At 56.7% G+C, this 20469-nt stretch carries 16 protein-coding genes; all 16 read right to left on the minus strand.

The window, feature by feature from the left end; genetic code table 11:
• Positions 1 to 17: 17 nt before the first annotated feature.
• Complete coding sequence (locus ACRQ84_RS07985) at positions 18 to 1151, minus strand: M20 aminoacylase family protein (protein ID WP_483817902.1); 1134 nt, start codon at positions 1149 to 1151, stop codon at positions 18 to 20.
• 7 nt (positions 1152 to 1158) lie between these two features.
• A complete protein-coding gene (locus ACRQ84_RS07990) occupies positions 1159 to 2085 on the minus strand; it encodes a 2-hydroxyacid dehydrogenase (RefSeq protein ID WP_483817683.1) in 927 nt (308 codons plus the stop codon).
• Positions 2085 to 2930 carry a GNAT family N-acetyltransferase gene (locus ACRQ84_RS07995; RefSeq protein WP_483817684.1) on the minus strand — a complete coding sequence of 282 codons (846 nt, stop codon included), beginning with the start codon at positions 2928 to 2930 and terminating at the stop codon, positions 2085 to 2087. Before ACRQ84_RS07995 ends, ACRQ84_RS07990 begins: the two co-directional genes overlap by 1 nt.
• 91 nt (positions 2931 to 3021) lie before the next feature.
• On the minus strand, positions 3022 to 4686 hold the full coding sequence (locus tag ACRQ84_RS08000) for an ABC transporter ATP-binding protein (protein ID WP_064739170.1): 1665 nt from the start codon (positions 4684 to 4686) through the stop codon (positions 3022 to 3024).
• Entirely contained in the window at positions 4683 to 5534 is an 852-nt protein-coding gene (locus ACRQ84_RS08005) for an ABC transporter permease (RefSeq protein ID WP_483817685.1), read from the minus strand. The genes ACRQ84_RS08000 and ACRQ84_RS08005 overlap by 4 nt, the downstream gene beginning before the upstream one ends.
• Entirely contained in the window at positions 5534 to 6487 is a 954-nt protein-coding gene (locus ACRQ84_RS08010; RefSeq protein ID WP_008109594.1) for an ABC transporter permease, read from the minus strand. Before ACRQ84_RS08010 ends, ACRQ84_RS08005 begins: the two co-directional genes overlap by 1 nt.
• Positions 6488 to 6649: 162 nt before the next feature.
• Positions 6650 to 8254: an ABC transporter substrate-binding protein gene (locus ACRQ84_RS08015; RefSeq protein WP_064739172.1), complete on the minus strand. Its 1605-nt coding sequence runs from the start codon at positions 8252 to 8254 to the stop codon at positions 6650 to 6652.
• Between the two features lie 155 nt (positions 8255 to 8409).
• The gene (locus tag ACRQ84_RS08020; protein ID WP_483817686.1) at positions 8410 to 9687 is read right to left on the minus strand and encodes an NAD(P)/FAD-dependent oxidoreductase; all 1278 of its coding nucleotides are present in this window, start codon (positions 9685 to 9687) and stop codon (positions 8410 to 8412) included.
• A 14-nt stretch (positions 9688 to 9701) separates the two neighbouring features.
• Positions 9702 to 10370 carry a haloacid dehalogenase type II gene (locus ACRQ84_RS08025; RefSeq protein ID WP_064739174.1) on the minus strand — a complete coding sequence of 223 codons (669 nt, stop codon included), beginning with the start codon at positions 10368 to 10370 and terminating at the stop codon, positions 9702 to 9704.
• A 30-nt stretch (positions 10371 to 10400) separates the two neighbouring features.
• Positions 10401 to 11870 carry an aldehyde dehydrogenase family protein gene (locus ACRQ84_RS08030; RefSeq protein ID WP_483817687.1) on the minus strand — a complete coding sequence of 490 codons (1470 nt, stop codon included), beginning with the start codon at positions 11868 to 11870 and terminating at the stop codon, positions 10401 to 10403.
• A gap of 404 nt (positions 11871 to 12274) precedes the next feature.
• On the minus strand, positions 12275 to 13732 hold the full coding sequence (locus ACRQ84_RS08035) for an NAD-dependent succinate-semialdehyde dehydrogenase (RefSeq protein WP_483817688.1): 1458 nt from the start codon (positions 13730 to 13732) through the stop codon (positions 12275 to 12277).
• A gap of 205 nt (positions 13733 to 13937) precedes the next feature.
• Entirely contained in the window at positions 13938 to 14897 is a 960-nt protein-coding gene (gene cbl / locus ACRQ84_RS08040) for an HTH-type transcriptional regulator Cbl (RefSeq protein WP_008109354.1), read from the minus strand.
• A gap of 268 nt (positions 14898 to 15165) precedes the next feature.
• A complete protein-coding gene (gene nac, locus ACRQ84_RS08045) occupies positions 15166 to 16083 on the minus strand; it encodes a nitrogen assimilation transcriptional regulator NAC (RefSeq protein WP_483817689.1) in 918 nt (305 codons plus the stop codon).
• 456 nt (positions 16084 to 16539) lie between these two features.
• Positions 16540 to 17571: an ABC transporter permease gene (locus tag ACRQ84_RS08050; RefSeq protein WP_064739178.1), complete on the minus strand. Its 1032-nt coding sequence runs from the start codon at positions 17569 to 17571 to the stop codon at positions 16540 to 16542.
• A gap of 14 nt (positions 17572 to 17585) precedes the next feature.
• On the minus strand, positions 17586 to 19070 hold the full coding sequence (locus ACRQ84_RS08055) for a sugar ABC transporter ATP-binding protein (RefSeq protein ID WP_064739179.1): 1485 nt from the start codon (positions 19068 to 19070) through the stop codon (positions 17586 to 17588).
• Between the two features lie 33 nt (positions 19071 to 19103).
• Complete coding sequence (locus tag ACRQ84_RS08060) at positions 19104 to 20027, minus strand: sugar ABC transporter substrate-binding protein (protein ID WP_064739180.1); 924 nt, start codon at positions 20025 to 20027, stop codon at positions 19104 to 19106.
• Positions 20028 to 20469: the final 442 nt, after the last annotated feature.

Here is a 20469-nt window from a genome sequence, read left to right on the forward strand (position 1 = left end):
TCAAAATCCCAGGCGTTTCAGCAGGGAAATTCTGCACCCAGCGCATGCCGGGCTAGCGCCGTTAACGTCTGGATGCCGCGCGGGATCAGCGCATCGTTAAAATCGTAAGTTGAGTGATGCAAAGGCTGGCTCGGCGCAGAGCCGATCCACAGATACGCGCCGGGACACGCCTGCAACATAAAGGCAAAATCTTCTGAGGTGAGCGCGGGCTGTTTGGCCAGCTGCGCCTGAATACCGGCCTGCGCCAGCGCGTTCAACGCCAGTTGCGCCATCGCCGGATCATTCACCGTGGCCGGGTAATAACGCAGATACGTCACCTCAGCCTGCAAGCCGTGTGCGGCGGTAACGTGCTGCGCCATTTCACGCAGACGATGTTCGATAATGTCCTGCGCCGCCGGACTAAAGGTGCGTACCGTGCCGGTGATGCTGGCTTCCGCCGGGATCATGTTGTGCGAGAAGCCGCCCTGCATGCGGGTTACGCTGAGCAAGCCGGGTTCGCAGGGATCGAGTGCACGCGCCACCAGCGTGTTGAGCTGCACCACCAGTTCGCTGGTCGCCAGCAAGGTGTCGCGCGTCAGGTGCGGCTGCGCGGCATGTCCGCCGCCGCCTTTGACGGTGATATCGAAACGGTCGGCCGCCGCCATGATCGCGCCGGGCCGCGTCTGTACTTCGCCGAGCGGCAGTTCCGGCCAGTTATGCAGGGCAAACACCGCATCACAGGGAAACTGCTGAAACAGGCCGTCATCAATCATCGCCTTTGCGCCCGCTTGCCCCTCTTCGGCAGGCTGGAAGATAAACACCAGCGTGCCGTCGAAATCGCCCTGCTTTGCCAATTCAATTGCCGCGCCCAGCAGCATCACGGTGTGGCCATCATGTCCACAGGCGTGACAGACATTATCCTGCACGCTTTTCCACGGCTGGCTGCCGTTATCCTGCATTGGCAATGCATCCATATCGGCGCGCAGACCAATCATGCGCGGGCCGCTGCCGCGTTTGAGTACACCGACCACGCCGGTTTTACCGACGCCGCGATGCACCTCAATGCCGTGCTCGTGCAACAGCTGTGCCACGATGTCGCTGGTGCGCTGCTCGCGATAACCCAGCTCGGGATGGGCGTGCAGATCCCGTCGCAGCGCGACTAATTGTTCCAGTTGCATCTCAGTATCCCCGGTTACGATCGATCAGGCCGACCATCGGTTCGCCGCGCTGATAGCGGCGCAGATTGTCGAGTAGCGCGGCGACAGCGCTGTCGGTTTGTGTTTGACTGGCGATATGCGGCGTAAGCCAAATCGCCGGATGCTGCCAGAAGGGATGTCCGGCGGACAGCGGCTCGGGATCGGTGACATCAATCACCGCCGCACTGAGTTTGCCGCTCGCCAGTGCCGCCAGTAAATCCGCTTCATGGAGCTGCGGACCGCGTCCCACCTGCACCAGCGCCGCGCCGTCGGGTAACTGCGCAAACAGCTGCGCGTTGAGCAGTCCGCGCGTGCTGTCGGTGAGCGGCAGCAAGCACACCAGAATGTCGCTGTGGGCAAGAAAATCGCCCAGTTGATCGCTGCCATGCCAGCAGCGCACGCCGCTGATCTCACGTGGCGTGCGGCTCCAGCCAGCACAGTCAAAACCCAATGACACCAGCTGTTTTAAGCAAGCCTGGCCGAGTTCGCCCAGCCCCATCACGCCAACACGTCGCTGGCTAGCGGTGCGAACGGGATGGGTTTGCCACTGCTCGGCGCGTTGCTGTTGAAAGTAGCGCGGCATATCACGATGTAAGCCAAGCACCGCAAACGTGACATATTCGACCATGCCTTGCGTCAGACCGGGTTCGATCATGCGCACCACCGGCAAATCCGCCGGCAGCTGACGGAGATCGAACTGATCGGCACCCGCCCCCACCGACAGCAGCGCTTTGAGGTTAGGAAAGGTGCGCATCAGGTTTTCCGGCGGCTGCCAGGCCACCAGCAGTTCAACCTGTTCGGCATCGCCGATATCCGGCCAGATGTGCAGCTGGATATCCGGCGCGTGTTCGGCCAGCCAGCGCTGCCAGTGCGCGCCGCGCGTCGCTTCTGACTTGTAGACGATATGCATCAGGCCATCGCCTGGGTCATCAACCCAAACGCCTGCATCTCACCGACCTGCGGTGACCACGGCGTTCCCCGAATCATGGTAGTGGGCGCATCCACCTGCGCCAGGCCCAGCGTTTCCAGCCAGCCCGCTAACGGCAGCGCACCATCGGTATCAATACGCACGAACTCGCCGCGCAGGCCTTGCATCAAAGCGGAAATCAGCGTTTGCGCGCTGTCGCTATTCAGCGCGATCACCGGGCCAATCGCCCAGCCATGACCGAAGCGGCGTAGGCTGGCAAAGCCGTGTACGCGCTGTTCCGCATCCTGCAGCAACAGAGTTTGAGCATCGGTAATCAGGCTGTGAATCAACGCTGGGCGCCACATGCCGTGCGCCTGATGATCGCGTTCGATCAGCCCATCGGCGTCTGCGGGTTGTACATTACGCAGCGTTAAACCCGCCGGGATGGTGACGTTTGGCACCGCCGCCAGTTTGCGCGTTTGATGCTGCTGAATGTGGCCGGTGACCTCAAAGCCGAGTTTCTGGTACAGCCCTTTGCCCATTTCGGTGGCGTGCAGCCGGATGTTGTAATCCGGGAATTTTTCCAATAGTGCCAGCATCAACTGCTTGCCGATGCCGCGTCCCTGAAACTGCGGATTCACCACCACCAATCCAATGGTGGCCGCCTGCTCGCCCCAGCGCCAGCCCAACGCGCTGCCGACAAATTCGCCCTGCTCTTCAGCCACCACACCTTCGCCCAGCGCCAGCGCCTGCTGCCAGTCTTCGCGGCGATGCGGCCACTTGAGCTGCTGAGTGATGGCAAAGCCGTGTTCAATATCGTTTTGCGTCATGGCGCGTAGTGTGATCATGGTTGTTCCTTGCAAATGAGGTCGCCATAAATGGCGACCCTACGGGTTCAGTGCCGGTTTTGTAGGGTCGCCATTTATGGCGACCTGGCATTTACTCTGCCTTCAACACTTCTTCGTGCTCATCCAGCCAGCCCTGACGCAGCTCTGGCACCGCACGCTTCAGACGTTCAAAATACAATTCGGTGGTGGGTTTGTCGTAATCCGCGCGCGAAATCTGCGTGACAATTTTGCCCGACTGCATCACCACGATATCGTCACACACCGCGCGTACCGCGTGCATGTCGTGGCTGATAAACAGCACCGACAAGCCCAGCTCGCGACGCAGTTCGCTGATTAAATCCAGCACTGCCGCTGCAACCACGGTATCCAACGCCGATGTCACTTCATCGCACAGAATCAAATCCGGCTCGGCGGCCAGCGCGCGCGCCAGATTAACACGCTGTTTCTGTCCGCCAGACAGCGCCCACGGGCGTCGCCACAACACGGTGCGCGGTAACTTGACCAGATCCAGCAGCTGATGCAGACGCCGATCGCGATCGGCGCCTTTCAGCCCGTGAAACAACGTCAGCGGACGCGTCAGAATCTGCTCGACGCTGTGCGCCGGATTGAGCGCGGTATCGGCCATCTGGAACACATATTGAATGCGGCGCAGTTCATTGTCTGGACGCTTATGCATATCACCGTTGATGTAATGGCCATTGAACAGAATGTGGCCGTGACTCGGCGCGTTAAGTCCAGCAATGGCGTGTGCCAGCGTGGTTTTGCCCGAACCGGACTCGCCAATAATGCCTATTGCCTGGCCTTTCCACAGCTTCAGATTGATATCTTCGAGAATGCGAATTTTCGGTTGACCATCACTGTCTCGCGGGCCATAACCGGCGCTGAGATCGCGCACTTCCATCAGCGGCTGCATATCCGCCTCAGCACAGGTCCAACTGCTGGGGCGCTCTTTCTGCCGCGCCGCATCCATCAGCAGCTGCGTGTATTCCGCCTGCGGTGCGCCAATTAATTTTTCAGTGGTGCCGTACTCGGCCATTTGGCCGCGCAGCAGTACCAGAATGCGGTCGGCCATCTGTGCCACCACCGCTAAATCGTGGCTGACGTAAATCGCCGTCACGCCACGTTGCGCCACCACGCGGCGAAACGCCTTTAGCACTTCAACCTGCGTCGTGACGTCAAGCGCGGTGGTCGGTTCGTCAAGGATCACCACATCCGGATCGCCAATCAGCGCCATCGCCGTCATCAGGCGTTGCAGCTGACCGCCGGAGACCTGGTGCGGAAAGCGATCGCCGATGGTGTCAGGATTGGGCAGCGCCAGCTCGCGGAACAGCGCAATCGCCTTCTGTTTCGCGTCTTTGCGCTTCATGGTGCCGTGGATCACCACCGGCTCAATCACCTGATCGAGAATGCGCATGCCGGGGTTAAACGACGCCGCCGCACTCTGTGCGATGTAGGCCACTTTGTTGCCGCGAAACGCGCGCAGCTGGCCCGGCGACAGGCTGCGCACATCGGTGCCAGCCATGTGAATATTACCGTCGGCGATGCGGCAGCCATGACGCGCATAGCCCATCAGCGCCATGGCGATGGTGGTTTTGCCGGAGCCGGATTCACCAATCAGCGCCAGCACTTCACCCTTCTGCACCGTGAAACGAATATCAGAAACCAGATCGATCTCTTCACCTTTGTCGGTTTGCGCGGTGACGCGCAGGTTCTCAACCGCGATCACCGGCATGGCGGTATGTGGCGTCACGTTCATGCTCCCTCCTTCGCCAGCGTCAACGGACGCATCTGCTGCAGGCTGTCAATAAACAGGTTAGCGCCAATCGTCAGGCTGGCGATGGCCACGGCCGGCATCAGCACCGCAGGTGAGCCGTTGAACAAGCCTTGCAGGTTCTCACGCACCAGGGTGCCCCAATCGGCATACGGCGGTTGCACGCCGAGGCCGAGGAAGCTCAATCCGCTTAGCAGCAACACAATGTAGACAAAGCGCAGGCCAAAGTCGGTGAGCATCGGATGCACCATGTTGGGCAGAATGTCGTGGATCGCCACGTACCAGCGGCTTTCACCGCGTAAACGCGACGCGCGCACGTAATCCATATTGCGCAGGCTGCTAGCCATGGCGAAGGCGATACGGAACGCGCCGGGCCAGTAGGTAAAGATGGCGGTAAGAATCAGCATCGGTAGCGATGAACCGAACACCGCGACAATCATCAGCGACAGCACTTTGCCTGGCAGCACCAGCAGCGCATCGTTAACGCGTCCGAGCAACTCTTCCAGCCAGCGCCCGGCGACCGCCGCCAGCAGTGCCAGTAATGTACCGATGATGCTGGCGCACAGCGCGGCGGTCAGCGCCAGGCCGATGGAAAATTTCGCGCCATACAGAATGCGACTGAGGATATCGCGCCCAAGGTAATCCGTGCCGAGCACGTTGGCAGACGTCATGCCACCGAGCATCGGCCCGCCGCCGATATCTTCGACATTGTGCGGTGCCAGTTGCGTACCAAATAGCGCCATCAGCAGCCAAAACAGCGAGATCAGCAGTCCAATACGGCCCGAAAGCGATAGCGACTGAAACAGACGGACAGGCAGCAGTAACGTATTCATCAGCTTCTCCATTTCGGGTTAAAAGCGATAGTGAGAATATCCGCCGCCAGCAGCAGCACCAGATAACAGGCGGCGAACAGCATCACGCACAGCTGCACCACCGGCAGATCGCGGTTGCTGACCGCATCCACCAGCGCACTCGCCAGGCCGGGATAGCTAAAGATCGATTCGATGATGATCACCCCACCGAACAGATACGACAGGCTGAGCGAGATGGCGTTAGCAATCGGTCCAACCGCATTCGGCAGCGCGTGGCGCAACACCGCACGCAACGGTGACACGCCTTTCAGCAGCGCCATCTCCAGATACGGGCTGTCGAGCTGGTTGATGATGGCGGAGCGCGTCATGCGCGCCATTTGCGCCACCAGCACGCAGCACAGCGTCAGCACCGGCAGCGCGTAGGCTTTGAGGTAGCTGATCACGTCCATGTCTGGGCTGCCGAACGACATCGCCGACACCCAATGCAGTTTCACCGCGAAGATCAGCACCGCGACTGTCGCCACCAGAAATTCCGGCACCGCAACGGTGGCCATGGTGCTGATCACCAGAAAGCGATCCAGCGCCGAGCCACGATTCATCGCGGCCACGATGCCGATAATCAGTGCCAGCGGCACGCAAATCACCGTGGTGATGCCGGCTAACTCCAGTGTGGCGGGAATGCGCTGCTCAACCAGCTGCAACACCGGCAGATGGCTGGCGAACGAGGTGCCAAAATCCCCCTGCAACATGCCGGTAAGCCAGGTGAAATAGCGTACCAGCAGCGGCTGATCCAGCCCCAGTTGCTGACGTAACGCCGCTACCGTTTCCGGCGTGGCGTTTTGTCCCAGAATCATCTGCGCAGCGTCACCGGGCAACAGGCTGGTGATAAAGAACACCACCGCCGAGACGATAAGCAAGGTCAGGATGCCTGCGCCTGCACGCCGGGCAATCAGGAACAACATGTATCGGTTCATCGGCGATCTCCTTGTACGGAATCATCAGGCGCTGATTATGCGGTCGCCATGAATGGCGACCCTACGATGCGGTTTTGTAGGGTGCGCATTCATGCGCACCTGCATAACCAGCCAATTTTTTGCTTAACTGACAACCATTGCGCCATGAATGGCGACCCTACGTCAGGCATTCAGCCAGGCGAACTCATGGAAGCGATAGCCCATCATCATGCCGCTCGGCCAGGCTTCCACGCCGCCCACTTTCTTGCTGTAGCCATCGGTGGAGCTGATAAAGGTCGGGATGATGGTGCCGCAGTGATCGTAAATCAGCTTCTGCATGTCACCGTACATCTGCTTGCGTTTGGTCTGCTCGCGCTCACCGCGCGCTGCCACCACCAGTTGGTCAAACTGCGCGTTCTTCCAGCCCGATTCGTTGTTCGCCGCCGATGAGAGATAGAACTGCGAGAACAGCATATCCAGCGTCGGGCGCGGATTGATTGAACCGTAGCCGACCGGATCTTTGGTCCAATGCGTTGACCAGTAGCCGTCATACGGCACGCGGCGCACTTTGATATTCAGTCCGGTGCTACGCGAAACCTGCTGAATCAGCTGGCCGCCCTCCACCGAGCCTTCAATGTTCGGCGTGGTGATGATCTCAATCGTCGCGCCTTTCATGCCGGCCTTCTCGATATGGAATTTGGCTTTCTCGGCATCCAGCGGGCGCGGTTTGAGATCGGCGTTATACAGCGGATGCCACGGCGGCACCGGCGTATCGTTACTGATGTCGCCGTAACCCTGCAGCACGGTTTTCACCAGAATCTCGCGCGGCTGCAGATATTTCATCGCCAGCACGAAGTCTTCGTTGCTGCCCGGCTTGACGTCGGTGCGCACAATCAGGTTGGTGTACATGCCGGATTTACTCTCCAGCACGCCGTAATCGGCAGTCGCTTTGATGCGATTGCAGTCGGCGGCGCTCAGGGTAGAGACGATATGCAGGTCGCCCGACATCAGCGCATTGACGCGTGCCGCCTGATCGGTGACGCCCAGCAGCTCGACTTCGTCGAGATGGGGCAAGCCCGGCTTGTAGTAGTTCGGGTTTTTCACTCCGACGGAACGCACACCGGGCGTGAACTCTTTCAGCTTGAACGGACCAGTACCAATGCCTTTGCTGAAGTCTTTGGTGCCGTCCTGCACGATCAGGAACGGCGCGCTGGCCAGCATAAACGGCACGTCGAAGTTGGCCTGGCTAAGTTCCAGTTTCACTTCATTATCGTTAACCGCGGTAAAGGTTTTGAACTGATCGGCCAGTTTGAAGGCGTTGGACGCGACGGCCGGATCTTTGTGGCGGCTCAGTGAGTAGATGACATCTTTGGCGGTCAGCGGTTTGCCATCGTGGAAGGTGACGCCTTTGCGCAGTTTGATTTGCCAGGTGATGCCGTCGCTGGAGTCGATGGATTCCGCTAGCGCCGGTTGCACCGCAAGGCTTTTGTCCAGTTCGGTTAAACCGCTGTACACCATAAATTGACGGGTGTAATCGCCGCTGTTGTTGCCTTTAGCCGGGTCGAGCGTATCGGTGGCGGAGGCGTTGGACATGGCGGCGCGCAGCTTGCCCCCTTTCACCGGCGTGGTTGCCGCAAAGCTCATCTGCGGGAAAGCGACCAGACCGCTGCTCATCACCGCACCGGCAGACAACAACTTCATCAGGCCACGGCGCGACATCGACCCTTCGGTCAACATGCGGTTCAGGGCCGGATTTACAGCGTCAGACTCTTTATCGAATTTACTCATCTGCACACCCTCAATATGATTTGTTGTTGAGTTCGTTTTTCGAATTCCAGGAACGCAATGTCCCTCGCCAACATTGCGCAATAAATTGCGCCGCTACGGTTTGTGCACCTTGTTGTAGCGGCGCGATTTATCGCGCGGTTTTGGCACACGGCGTGTCACGACAACCGATCCTTGGCTTTGTAATACAGCCCCGCGAGGGGCAAAAACCACGGTTTACCGTGGTAACCGGGCAGCGCAGGCCAGGTATCGCGCTGCCAGGGATTTTCGTTGCGTTTTTCCGCCAGCAGATCGGCCATCACGCGGCCCATCCACACCGACATCTGCGTACCGTGGCCGCTGTAGCCCATGGAATAAAACACACCGTCCTGTTCACCGGCGTGCGGCAGGCGATCGGCGGTCATGTCCACCATGCCGCCCCAGCAGTAATCGATGCGCGACTTGCCGAGCTGCGGGAACAGCGCGGTCATCGCCGCCCGCAGCACGTCGCCACTGCGCGTATCTGAGGTCGGGTTGCTGACCGCAAAGCGCGCGCGTCCGCCAAACACCAGCCGACGGTCGGACGTGGTACGGAAATAATTGCCGATATTCAGTGAGGTTACGTAGGTGCGATCGTTGGGCAGCACTTGATTGATCAATTCGTCGCCGAGCGGTTCCGTCACCACAATAAAGCTGCCGACCGGCACGATGCGCCTCTGGAACCACGGGAAGGGGCCTTCGTTGGAGACGCCGGTGGCCATCATCACTTTGTCAGCAACGATCTCGCCCTGCGCGGTGGTCACGCGGTGGCGATGGCCATCGAGACGGGTTAAAGCGGTAACGGCGTGATGCGGGTAGATTTTTGCCCCGCTGCGCGCCGCCGCTTCTGCCAGGCCAATGCCAAACTTGCCCATGTGCATCTGGCCGCCACGCTTCTGCAGCAGGCCACCGTGAAAGGCCTCGCTGCCCACTTCACGGCGAATCTCATCTTTGCTAATCAATTCAATTTCCGGGTCGACGGTGTCGCGCATCAACTGCCACGCGCTGCGCAGACCGGGAAAATGCGACGCTTTGCTGGCCAGTTTTAGCTTGCCGCACAGGCGGAAATCACAATCGATGTTTTCTTCGCGCACCAGCTGTTCGACATAGCTCACCGCATCGTCATAAGCGCGATAGAAGCGGCTGGCCTGCTCAATTCCCTGGCTCTCCACCAGCGAGGCGAAGTTCTGCGCCACGCCGGTGTTGCAGTGTCCACCGTTCCGCGCCGACGCCTGGCTCATCACTTCGCCGCTTTCCAGCACCACCACATTGATGCCGCTGCGTGCCAGGTTAAGCGCAGTCGAAATGCCGGTAAAACCGCCGCCAATCACCACCACGTCGGCCACGCCTGGCAACGGGCCAGTGGCTGCGCCGCTAAAGGTGGGTGCTGTGGCTTGCCAGAATGATTCGAGTTTCATCGCCGCCTCCGGGCTTAGAGTCCAACCACAGCGGGCAGACCGCCGATATTGTTGATTTCGGTGTATTCATACGCCGGATTGGCCGGATCATGACCGCGATTGACCCATACCTTGTTCTTGATGCCCATGTCGTAGCAGGTCATCAGGTCGTAACGCAGGCTGGATGAGACATGCAGAATCTCGTCCGGGCCGCAATTCAGCTTATCCAGCATGTACTCAAAGCCTTTCATCTGCGGCTTGTAGGCGCCGACTTCTTCGGCGGTGATGGTCATATGGATCGGCGCGCCCAGACGCGGCACGTGATGCGGGATCAAATCGTTCATCGAGTTGGTGAGCAGCACCAGCGGGAACGCTTTGGCCACTTCGGCTAAGCCGGCGGGCACATCGGGATGCGGGCCCCACGTGGCGCAGTCGGTGTAGATAAAGTCGCTATCTGCCTGGCTCCACTTCACGCCCCACTTTTTGCAGGTGCGCTGAATGGCATCACTGACCACGTCGTAATAAGGCTTCCACGCGCCCAGCACCTCATCAAAACGGTAACGGGCAAAATCGGTGGTGAACGCCCGCATCTCCTGCGCGGACACACGATCGTTGAAGCAGCGTTCAGCTGCGCCTGCCATGTCAAAATTGATCAGGGTGCCGTAGCAATCAAAGGTGATGAATTTCGGTTTAAACAGTGCCATGAAGCGACCTCGCGGTTGAGAACACAAAAATTAGAAATCGATTAACACGCTCTTCTGGCGCTGACAGGCCTGGAAAGCCTGACGTCCCAGATCCTTGCCAATGCCCGAGCCGAGGAAGCCGCCGGTCGGGATAATGAAATCGCCGGATCGCCCGTAGCGATTAACCCACACGGTGCCGGATTCCAGTGCACGCACCGCACGCAGCGCCCGCGGCAGACTCAGCGTATGTACACCTGCACACAGGCCGTAAGTTTCATGGGCCGCCAGCGCCAATCCTTCCTCTTCATCGTCGAACGGTTGCACGGTGAGTACCGGACCAAAAATTTCCTGCTGCACCGCCGGATTATCGTTGGCGACACCGCACAGCAGCGTCGGCTGCCAGAACCAGCCTTCGGCGGTGTCGGCGAAGCGTTCGCCACCCACCAGCACTTCAGCGCCCTGCGCTTTGGCATCGGCAATCACCGAAGCCACTTTGTTGCCCTGACGCTCATCGATCAGCGGCGCATAGCGGCTGCTCTCCAGCCAGGTCATGCCGGGACGCGGCTGCTGACAAAGCGCGACCAATCTATCCAGCAGCGGCTGCGCAATACCGCGCTGCACAATTAAACGGGTTCCGGCTACGCACGCCTGACCGCCGTTGGCGGTGAAGCCGCGCAGAATTCGCTGCGCCAGCACGTCAATATCACCGGCATCATCGAACACCAGCTGCGGGCTTTTGCCGCCCAGCTCCAGCGTGACCGGTTTCATGCCGTGCTGCGCCACATCGCCCATGATGCGTGCGCCCGTGGCGGTTGACCCGGTAAAGGAGACTTTGCGCACCAGCGGATGCGTAACCAGCGCGCTGCCGGTCACCGCGCCGCTGCCCTGCACGATATTCAGTACGCCCGCCGGTAAACCGGCCTGCACCGCCAGTTCGGCCATGCGCACGGTGGAGAACGGCGTCAGTTCAGACGGTTTCAGGACCACCGCATTTCCTGCTGCCAGCGCCGGACCGCATTTCCAGGACGCCATCGACAGCGGGAAATTCCACGGCGTAATGGCGCCGATCACACCATACGGCTCAGCAATCAGCATGCCGAGGCTGCTTTCCTGGGTGGGGAACAGATCACCGCTGTATTTGTCGGCGCACTCGGCGTAGAAGCGGATGGCTTCGGCGGTGAAAGGAATTTCGTGCTGGATGACATCGCTGATCGGGCGCGTTGAACCGAGTGATTCGAGCTGGGCCAGTAACGCATCGTTTTCAATCAGATCGGCCCAACGCCGCAGAATTTTACCTCTGGCACGTGGAGCACAACTGCCCCAGCCGCTGGTTTTCAACGCCTGATGGGCGGTGGTGACGGCGCTATCAACATCCTCAATCTGCGCTTCAGAGAGTTCGGCATAGACTTTGCCGTCGGACGGACGTTTAACGGCAAAACGCGCGCCCGCCGTTTTAAGATGTTGTCCACCAATATAATGACCGGCAGGAAGTGAAACTTTTTCAGGGTCGAAACTTAACATGGAAAATTCCTTATTTGTTACACCCATCACAGACGCGCTAATTAACGATTTGCACTGCGTTTTTCTGTCACGCTAATAAGCTAATGCAGAAAGTATGCCAGCCCAATGAAAAATAAAAATGCGTAAAAAACAGCGCAAAAAAATTTTCTGCCGTATTGATGAGCGAAATTTTGCGTAATTGCCGAAGGAATAAACAGATGATTTACTTCACAAATTATGTGCATCGCGGCGGTGCATCTCGCATGAAACTTGCACTAAAACGGGGATAAGCGGGGGAAATATGACGCGGAGCACAAAATAAAACAGCGCCGCGAACCCGAAGGAGCGGCGCTGTTTTCGTGGTCGCCATAAATGGCGACCCTACGAGCCTAATTTGTAGGGTCGCCATTTATGGCGACCGAAAATTAAAGACTGCCAATATGAAAGGTTTTTTGTTCCAGATACTCTTCAATTCCGTAACGCGATCCTTCACGACCTAATCCGGATAATTTAATTCCACCGAAGGGGGCGGCATCTAATGATATTGCACCGGTATTAAATCCGACCATGCCAAATTCTAATGCTTCTGCCACGCGCCATGCCCGGCGAATATTTTCGGTAAAGAAATAGGCGCCAAGTCCGTAAGGCGTGTCATTCGCCATGCGGATCGCCTCTTCCTCAGTGTCGAAGACAAACAGTGGTGCCACCGGACCAAAGGTTTCTTCATGTGCAATACGCATGCTGCTGGTGACATTGCCCAACACCGTTGGCGCGACAAAGGTGCCATTCGGCGCGCTGATGCCACCGTGCAGCAAGGTCGCGCCCTGGCTGAGCGCATCGTCGATATGGCTGTTAACTTTCTCCACCGCACGATCGTTAATCAGTGGCCCAATGGTGCTGTCCGGCGCAAAACCGTCGCCGACTTTGAGCGCCGACACCGCGTCCAACAAGCGTGTACTGAAGCGCTCATAGATGCCGCGCTGCACCAGAATGCGGTTAGCGCAGACGCAGGTTTGTCCGGCGTTGCGGAATTTACTCGCCATCACGCCGGGAATGGTGATATCCAGATTGGCATCATCGAACACAATCAGCGGCGCGTTGCCGCCCAGTTCCAGGCTCAGGCGTTTAATGCTGTCGGCGCTCTGCTGCATCAACAGCTGACCCACGCGGGTGGAGCCGGTGAAGGAGATTTTGCGCACCGTGCCGCTGGCGGTCAGCGTGCGGCCAATTTCAGTTGGTAAGCCGGTGAGCACTTGCAATACGCCGCTCGGGAAACCCGCGCGTTCCGCCAACACCGCCAGCGCCAGCGCCGACAGCGGCGTGAGTTCAGAAGGTTTAACGATAATCGGGCAACCCGCGGCTAAAGCCGGTGCTACTTTGCGGGTGATCATTGCAATCGGGAAGTTCCACGGCGTGATCGCCGCTGCCACGCCAACTGGCTGTTTCAGCACCAGTATGCGGCGATCATCGCTCGGCGCGGGAATGGTATCGCCATAGATACGGCGCGCTTCTTCCGCGAACCACTTCACAAAGCTGGCGCCGTACAGCACTTCACCTTTGGCCTCCGCCAGCGGTTTGCCCTGCTCGGCGGTCATGATGATCGCCAGGTCATCGGCATTTTCAATAATCAGCTGGTGCCACTTCTCCAGCAGCGCGGCGCGCGTGGCGTTGGGTGTTTTGCCCCAGCTGACGCGCACCGACTCGGCATATTCTATCGCCTGCTCCGTTTCCGCCGCACCCAGTGCCGGAATGGTGGCAATCGGCTGCTGCGTGCCGGGATCGATCACCTGCAGCGTTGCGCCCTGATGCGCATCCTGCCAGCGACCGCCAAACAGCGCCTGTTGGCGCAGTAATTCCGTATCTTTGAGTTGAATTCGCGACATGACAATCCCCTGTATCTTCGTCATTTCACTGTAACGTGACGCGACAGCGCAGGATGTTTTTCTGCTGGAGGGAATGTTGATTGGCGTCTGTTTTGCGGTGGGAAAAGAAATTTTATGCTGTGTGTTTTGGTCGCCATAAATGGCGACCCTACGAATGTTTGGTGAGGTTTTGTGGGGTCGCCATAAATGGCGACCGGAAAGCAGCTTAAATCTGGAAATCGATTGCCGGTTCGTTTTCGGTTTCGTAGGAGAGCGCCTGACGTTTGATCTCCTCCAGCGACAGATTGGCGTTACACAGTTCGAGGAACTGCCACACGTAGTTGCGCTGCAGTTGACCCCGCTTCAGCCCAAGCCACACGGTGTTGGCATCGAACAGATGATGCGTGTCGATTTTTACCAGATCTTCACCTTCATAAATATCGCACGCCTGATCGGCGAGGATACCGACGCCAAGACCGAGTTCGACGTAAGTTTTCACTACGTCAGAATCCTGCGCACTAAGCACGATATCTGGCCTGAGTCCTGCCGCCTGAAACGCACGATCGACGCGCGAACGGCCGGTAATCCCCTGACGATAGGTGATCAGCGGATAGCGACTGAGACTGGCAAGCGTCACCGGCTGATGCTGCAACAGTTCATGATCGTGCGGCACCAACAGTGAGTGATGCCAGCTGAACCACGGGAACGCCGCGAGACTGCTGTTATTCACCAGCTGTTCAGAGGCAATGCCGATATCGGCTTCACCCGCCAGCAGCATGGCAACGATCTCCTGCGGCGACCCCTGATTCAGTTCAAGACGGACGTTCGGATAGAGCTGACGAAACGCTTTGATCACGCGCGGCAGGCTGTAACGCGCCTGGGTATGCGTGGTGGCGATGGTCAGCACGCCGCTGGTTTCATTGGTAAACACATCCGCTAAGCGGCGTACTTTGCCCGCTTCATCAAGGATGCGCTCAGCAATGGTCAACAGCGCCTTGCCCGGTTCGGTCATGCCTAACAGTCGCTTGCCACGACGAATAAAAATTTCCACGCCCAGTTCATCTTCCAGATCGCGAATATGGCGGCTTACCCCGGACTGGGAGGTAAACAGCGTATTCGCTACTTCGGTCAGGTTGAACTCGCAACGGGCCGCTTCACGTATAATTTTAAGTTGCTGGAAATTCACACCCTTTTCTCCTGGTTCCTGCCCCTGTTTCGTCCATGTTATGAAGTTGGCGTCATGGCAACAAATAATAAAAAACGGTTTGTTATGCGGAATAGTAATAAGGGAGAGAGCTGACGGACGCCCTCATCCCCGCCCTTAGCCGTCAGCGAGCGAGGGAGTTGATCGAGCGAGTGGAAGGATAGGTCATTTATTTAACGGATAGGGGCGGGATCGGTTCCCTCTCCCGCACGCGGGAGAGGATTAAGGTGAGGGAAAATATGCGTTTAACTCATCCCACCAACATCAATTCACGATCCTCAACCGCTGGCTTATTCAGCAGCGACAGCAGAATATTCTTCACTGCCTGCGCCGATGGCGACAGCGGCAGACGCGCCGAGATATTCAGCGACAATGGCAAATTCAGCGATGGGCTATTGATGCGCGCCATCCACGCATGGGTTGAACTCACCAGCGCCCGCGCGGCTGATTCCGGTAACACCGTAACACCCATACCGCTGGCAACGGCGGCGGTCAGCGTGGAGATAGATTCGATTTCACCGATGATGCGCGCGCTCAAGCGACGCAGCGAGAAGGCTTCATCAACGCGTTTACGCACCGCGCTGTAGTCACGTGGCAGGAACAAGCTCATCTGCGCCACGTCCGCCAGATCGACCGTCGCCCCCGGACACGCCGTTGCGCCGACCAGATAGAGCTCTTCTTTCATCAAAGGAATACTGTTAATGCCCGCGGTTGGCGCACGGTCATAAAGCACCGCCATATCCAACTGACCGTTCATCACTTTTTCATTCAGCGACGTGCCGCTGTTTTCATGCAGATACACCAGCACATCCGGGAACTGTTCACGCACCGTTTGCAGCAGCGGCATGGTGAGCGTGGACGCCGCAGTGCCCGGTGCTAAACCGATGGAAACCTGGCCGTTCAAGGCCTGACCGGCATTGATTACCGCCGTTTGCGCCTGTTCACACTGACGCAAGATGGTACGAGCATGAGCATAAAGAATTTTACCGGCTTCAGTTGGCGTGACACCGCGCTTAGTGCGGATCAGCAATTGCTGATCGAGTTCATTTTCCAGCGTCGCAACCTGCTGGCTAAGCGCAGGCTGCGCGATGTGCAGCACTTCTGCTGCCTGAGTCAGGCTGCCGATATCGACGATTTTTACAAAATACTTGAGTCGTCTTAAATTCATGTTGCCTCCGTCAATCCCCGAATACCCAGGTTGGGTGTTTCAGCCTGCTGGCTTATGGAAATGAAGTTGCAATATGCAGGCCAGGTTTGTTGGCGATACAAAATTGCGTAGCAGGATTTTTCCTAAAGGCACGGAAAATAAGCGTTTGTGATTACCTCGAAGGAGTTAATAAGCGTGTGCGATAACGCATAAGGATTAAGAACTCAGTCAATCGCACCATGATGGTGCGGAAAATGCGAGTCAGGTGTGCAAAAAAGTGATGACGCGATGAGCGGGTATGGTGCAGAAATAGCCGAAAAAGGGCAGAAATAGCGGTAAAGAAACGAAATGAGCGAAATAGAAGAGGATTAACCAGCTGGAAAACTTATTCTCAACTCTCTGCGGCCATTAAAAAGGTGCGCATAAATGCGCACCCTACAAAAGCCCGTAGGGTCGCCATTCATGGCGACCACACTCTCAGCGTTTTTTACGGTTTCTATGCATATCTATTGAAACCGCGGCAACGATAATGATGCCTTTAATGATGTCCTGCACGTAAGCATCCACACCGACAAAGGTGAAGCCGCTCTTAATCAGGCCAAGAATCACCGCACCAATCAGCGTACCGGTAATGCGCCCTACGCCGCCCATCAGGCTGCTACCGCCGATAACGGCCGCCGCGATGGCATCCAACTCGTACGCCATCCCCATGCTTGACTGGCCGCTACTCACGCGCGCCGCCAGCACGACGCCCGCCAGCCCTGAAAGCGCACCGGCGATGGTATAGACGATGATCAGGTATTTATTAACGTTGATACCGGACACTTTGGCGGAGGTCATGTTGCCGCCAATCGCGTAGACATATTTGCCGTAGCGGGTGTGTTTCAGCGCGATATGGAACAGGAACGCTACCACGAGGAAGATGATAACGGGCATTGCGCCCTGACCGATGGAGGTGAAGCCATCTGACAGGAAGCTGATGGGGTTACCCTGCGTGTAGTACTGCGCCAAACCGCGGGCCGATACCATCATGCCGAGCGTGGCGATGAACGGAGGAATACCGGTTTTGGTGATCAGCACGCCGTTCATCACGCCACACAACAACCCCACGCCAATCCCGGCGATAATCGGGATAACCGCAGGCAGGTTAACCAGCGAGGGATACATCGGTGACAGGCTGTCCGAGGTTTGCGCCAGACTGGCCGCCACCACCGCAGTTAACGCAATAACCGAACCGGAGGACAAGTCGATACCGGTGGTGATGATGACCTGGGTCACGCCCACCGCGATAATCCCGATGATCGCCACCTGCAGAATAATCAGCACTAAGCGATTGGTGTTCATCAGGAAAGATTGATCACGCACGTACCAACCGGCAATTTCAAAGATCAGGGCAATGCCCACCATCACAACAAAAATCCCGGTGTCTTTTGGCATCTTGTGACGCAAGCTGCTAAAGAAGGAACCCTGTTCTGCGGCCTGCGGGGCCGTAATTTTTACGTTACTCATAGATGTCTCACGCCTCACTCGGATGCCAACGACAAAATGGATTCCTGATTGGCCTCTTCTTTATCGAGGATGCCGGTTATACGTCCGCCGTGCATCACCATCACGCGGTCGCTCATGCCGATAATCTCTGGCAGCTCGGACGACACCATGATGATGGCGACACCGCGGTTCGCCAGTTCGCTAATCAAACGGTAGATTTCCGCTTTTGCTCCCACATCAATACCGCGCGTGGGTTCGTCGAGAATCAGGATCTTCGGTTGCGCCAGCAGCCAGCGGGCAATCAACACCTTCTGCTGGTTACCCCCGCTGAGGTTATTGATGATCTGATCCATGGTTGGGGTTTTGATGTTCAGCTTGCGAATCTGATCCATGCAGTCCTGAGCCATTTTGATGTGGCTGACAAAACCGCTTTTATGGGTGTAGTCGGGCATGTTGACGATGCTCATGTTCTCCATCACCGACAACACCAGGAACAGCCCCGACTTTTTGCGGTCTTCGGTGAGGAACGCCATGCCCTTCTCTATCGCCGTTGAAGGCGAATCGATTTTGACCGGCACGCCATCGATGAGAATCTCACCGCTGTCAAAACGCTCCATGCCGAACAGGCTTTCCATCACTTCACTGCGCCCGGCACCCACCAATCCCGCTACGCCGAGGATTTCGCCTTTGCGCACCGTGAAATTGATGTCGGTGAAGCGGTCTTTGCAGGTGAGATTGCGCACCGTCAGCACATCTTCGCCGATTTCACCGTTGAATTTCGGGAATAGCTGAGTCAGTTCACGGCCCACCATCTGCGTAATCAGTGACTGGCGGGTGTATTCGCTGGTGTTATTGCTGCCCACCCACGCGCCGTCACGGAAGATGCTGATCTCATCGGTGATGGCGAAAATCTCGTCCATTTTATGGCTGATATAGATAATGGCTTTACCCTGCTCGCGCAGGTCACGGATGATGGTGAACAGATGCGCCACTTCAGTTTCCGTCAGTGCCGACGTCGGTTCATCCATAATCACGATGTCCGAGTTCCAGGAGACCGCTTTGGCAATTTCCACCATCTGCTGCGACGCGATACTCAGCTCACCGACCATCCGTTCCGCTTTCAGGCGGATATTCAGTTTGTTCAGCAGTTCCTGGGTCTGTTTATTTAGCTTGCCGTGATCAACAAAGCCGTACTTCATCGGTTCGCGACCCAGCCAGATGTTCTCAGCCACGGTCATGTGAGGCACCAGATTCAGCTCCTGGTGAATCATGGAGATACCGGAACGCAGCGCATCCATGGTGTCCTGAAACTGCACTGGCTCCCCTTTAATGCGAATGGTGCCCTTATCGGGACGATACATCCCGATAAGGCATTTCATTAAAGTGGATTTGCCCGCGCCATTTTCACCCATCAGGGCATGTACCGACCCCGGTTTAATACGCAGTGAGACATTGTCGAGTGCCTTCACTCCAGGGAAGAACTTGCTGATGCCTTCGGCTTCAAGCGCAAAAGCGGTCATACATCACCTCCGTACGGCTAAGTCGGTTACGGTTTATTTCTGATTCTGACTGGCGAATTTTTCGTAGTTTTCTTTGGTGATCAGCTGGAAAGGAATATCGACCACTTTCTGCACTTTCTCGCCGTTAATCAGTTTGACCGCCGTTTGGACAGCGCCTTCACCCTGGCCTTTAGCATCCTGGAACACCGTCGCGACCATTTTGTCATTCTTGATCATCTGCAGTGCATCGGGGGTGCCATCAACACCCGCCACCAGGATGTGGTTGGGGTTTTTGCCCAAAGCCTGAAGTGCGCCGATGGCCATTTCATCGTTGTTGGAGGCAATCGCCTGAATGTCATCGCCCGCTGTCAGCCAGTTACTCACCACGTCTACCGCATCGTTACGGGTAAATTTCGCGGTCTGTTTCTGTATCACTTTGATACCCGGATATTTCGCCACTACCGCTTCAACACCTTTGGTGCGCTCACGAGTCGATTCGTTGGCAAGGTCGCCCAACAGAATGGCCACATTGCCTTTGCCGTTCATCTTTTTAGCCAGCGCTTCCATCTGCAGACGGCCCGCCAGCTCAGAGTCAGAACCGACAAACGCCATTTTGTCTTTCAACTCGCCCGCCGGTTTGCGGTTAACAAATACCAGCGGTACACCGGCTTTCGCCGCTGCATCTACCAGGGGTTTTACCGCGTTGGTATCCACCGGGTTAACGATGATGGCGTCAACGCCCTGACCAATGAAATTCTGTACCTGCTGCAGCTGCTGTGAAACATCGCCTTTGGCGTCTTCAACCTGGCCCTTGATGTTGTCTTTTTGCATCTCTTTTTGCATTGCGGTGCGCAGAATGGTGAGGAAGTTGTCATCAAACAGCGCCATAGAAACGCCCACCTGAAGATCTTTTGCCATGACAGCGGCAGGTAACATGCAAACTAACAGGGAAGTTAATAACGCTTTTTTGAATTTCATAGGTAACCCTTCTTATTCGTTAACATGCTCAGATTGGCTGAGACCGCGAATGAAAAATATCTTTTACATTCACCCAACGTCGCTGGCGTTTTTTTTGTGGTTGTAGAGGTAAGGCTTCTGGTCTAACGCTATCGGTTTACTGCATCTTTTCGGTGTAACTCACTACTTATCAGCTAGTTATTTTCGAAATGCCGTTTCAGATGAATGAAGTCATTTCGCCGGTGATGATAAGCAGTTCATTTATTTCATCCGATTGACATTTGAAACTTTCATCATAAAAGCACTGAAATGATTGTTTTAAAATCGGCAAATAACAAAACTTTGACATGCATCTAACATCTCAAAGGAATTGCGTTTAAATTGAGATCCTGTTGGCAGTTTAGAATCTGATCATTCAAGGCAGAAAAGCAGCATTCCGCTGCTTTTACGCGCACTTAAACCA

The sequence above is a fragment of the Pantoea sp. E2023-21 genome, from assembly GCF_051302795.1.
Taxonomy (GTDB): domain Bacteria; phylum Pseudomonadota; class Gammaproteobacteria; order Enterobacterales; family Enterobacteriaceae; genus Pantoea; species Pantoea ludwigii_A.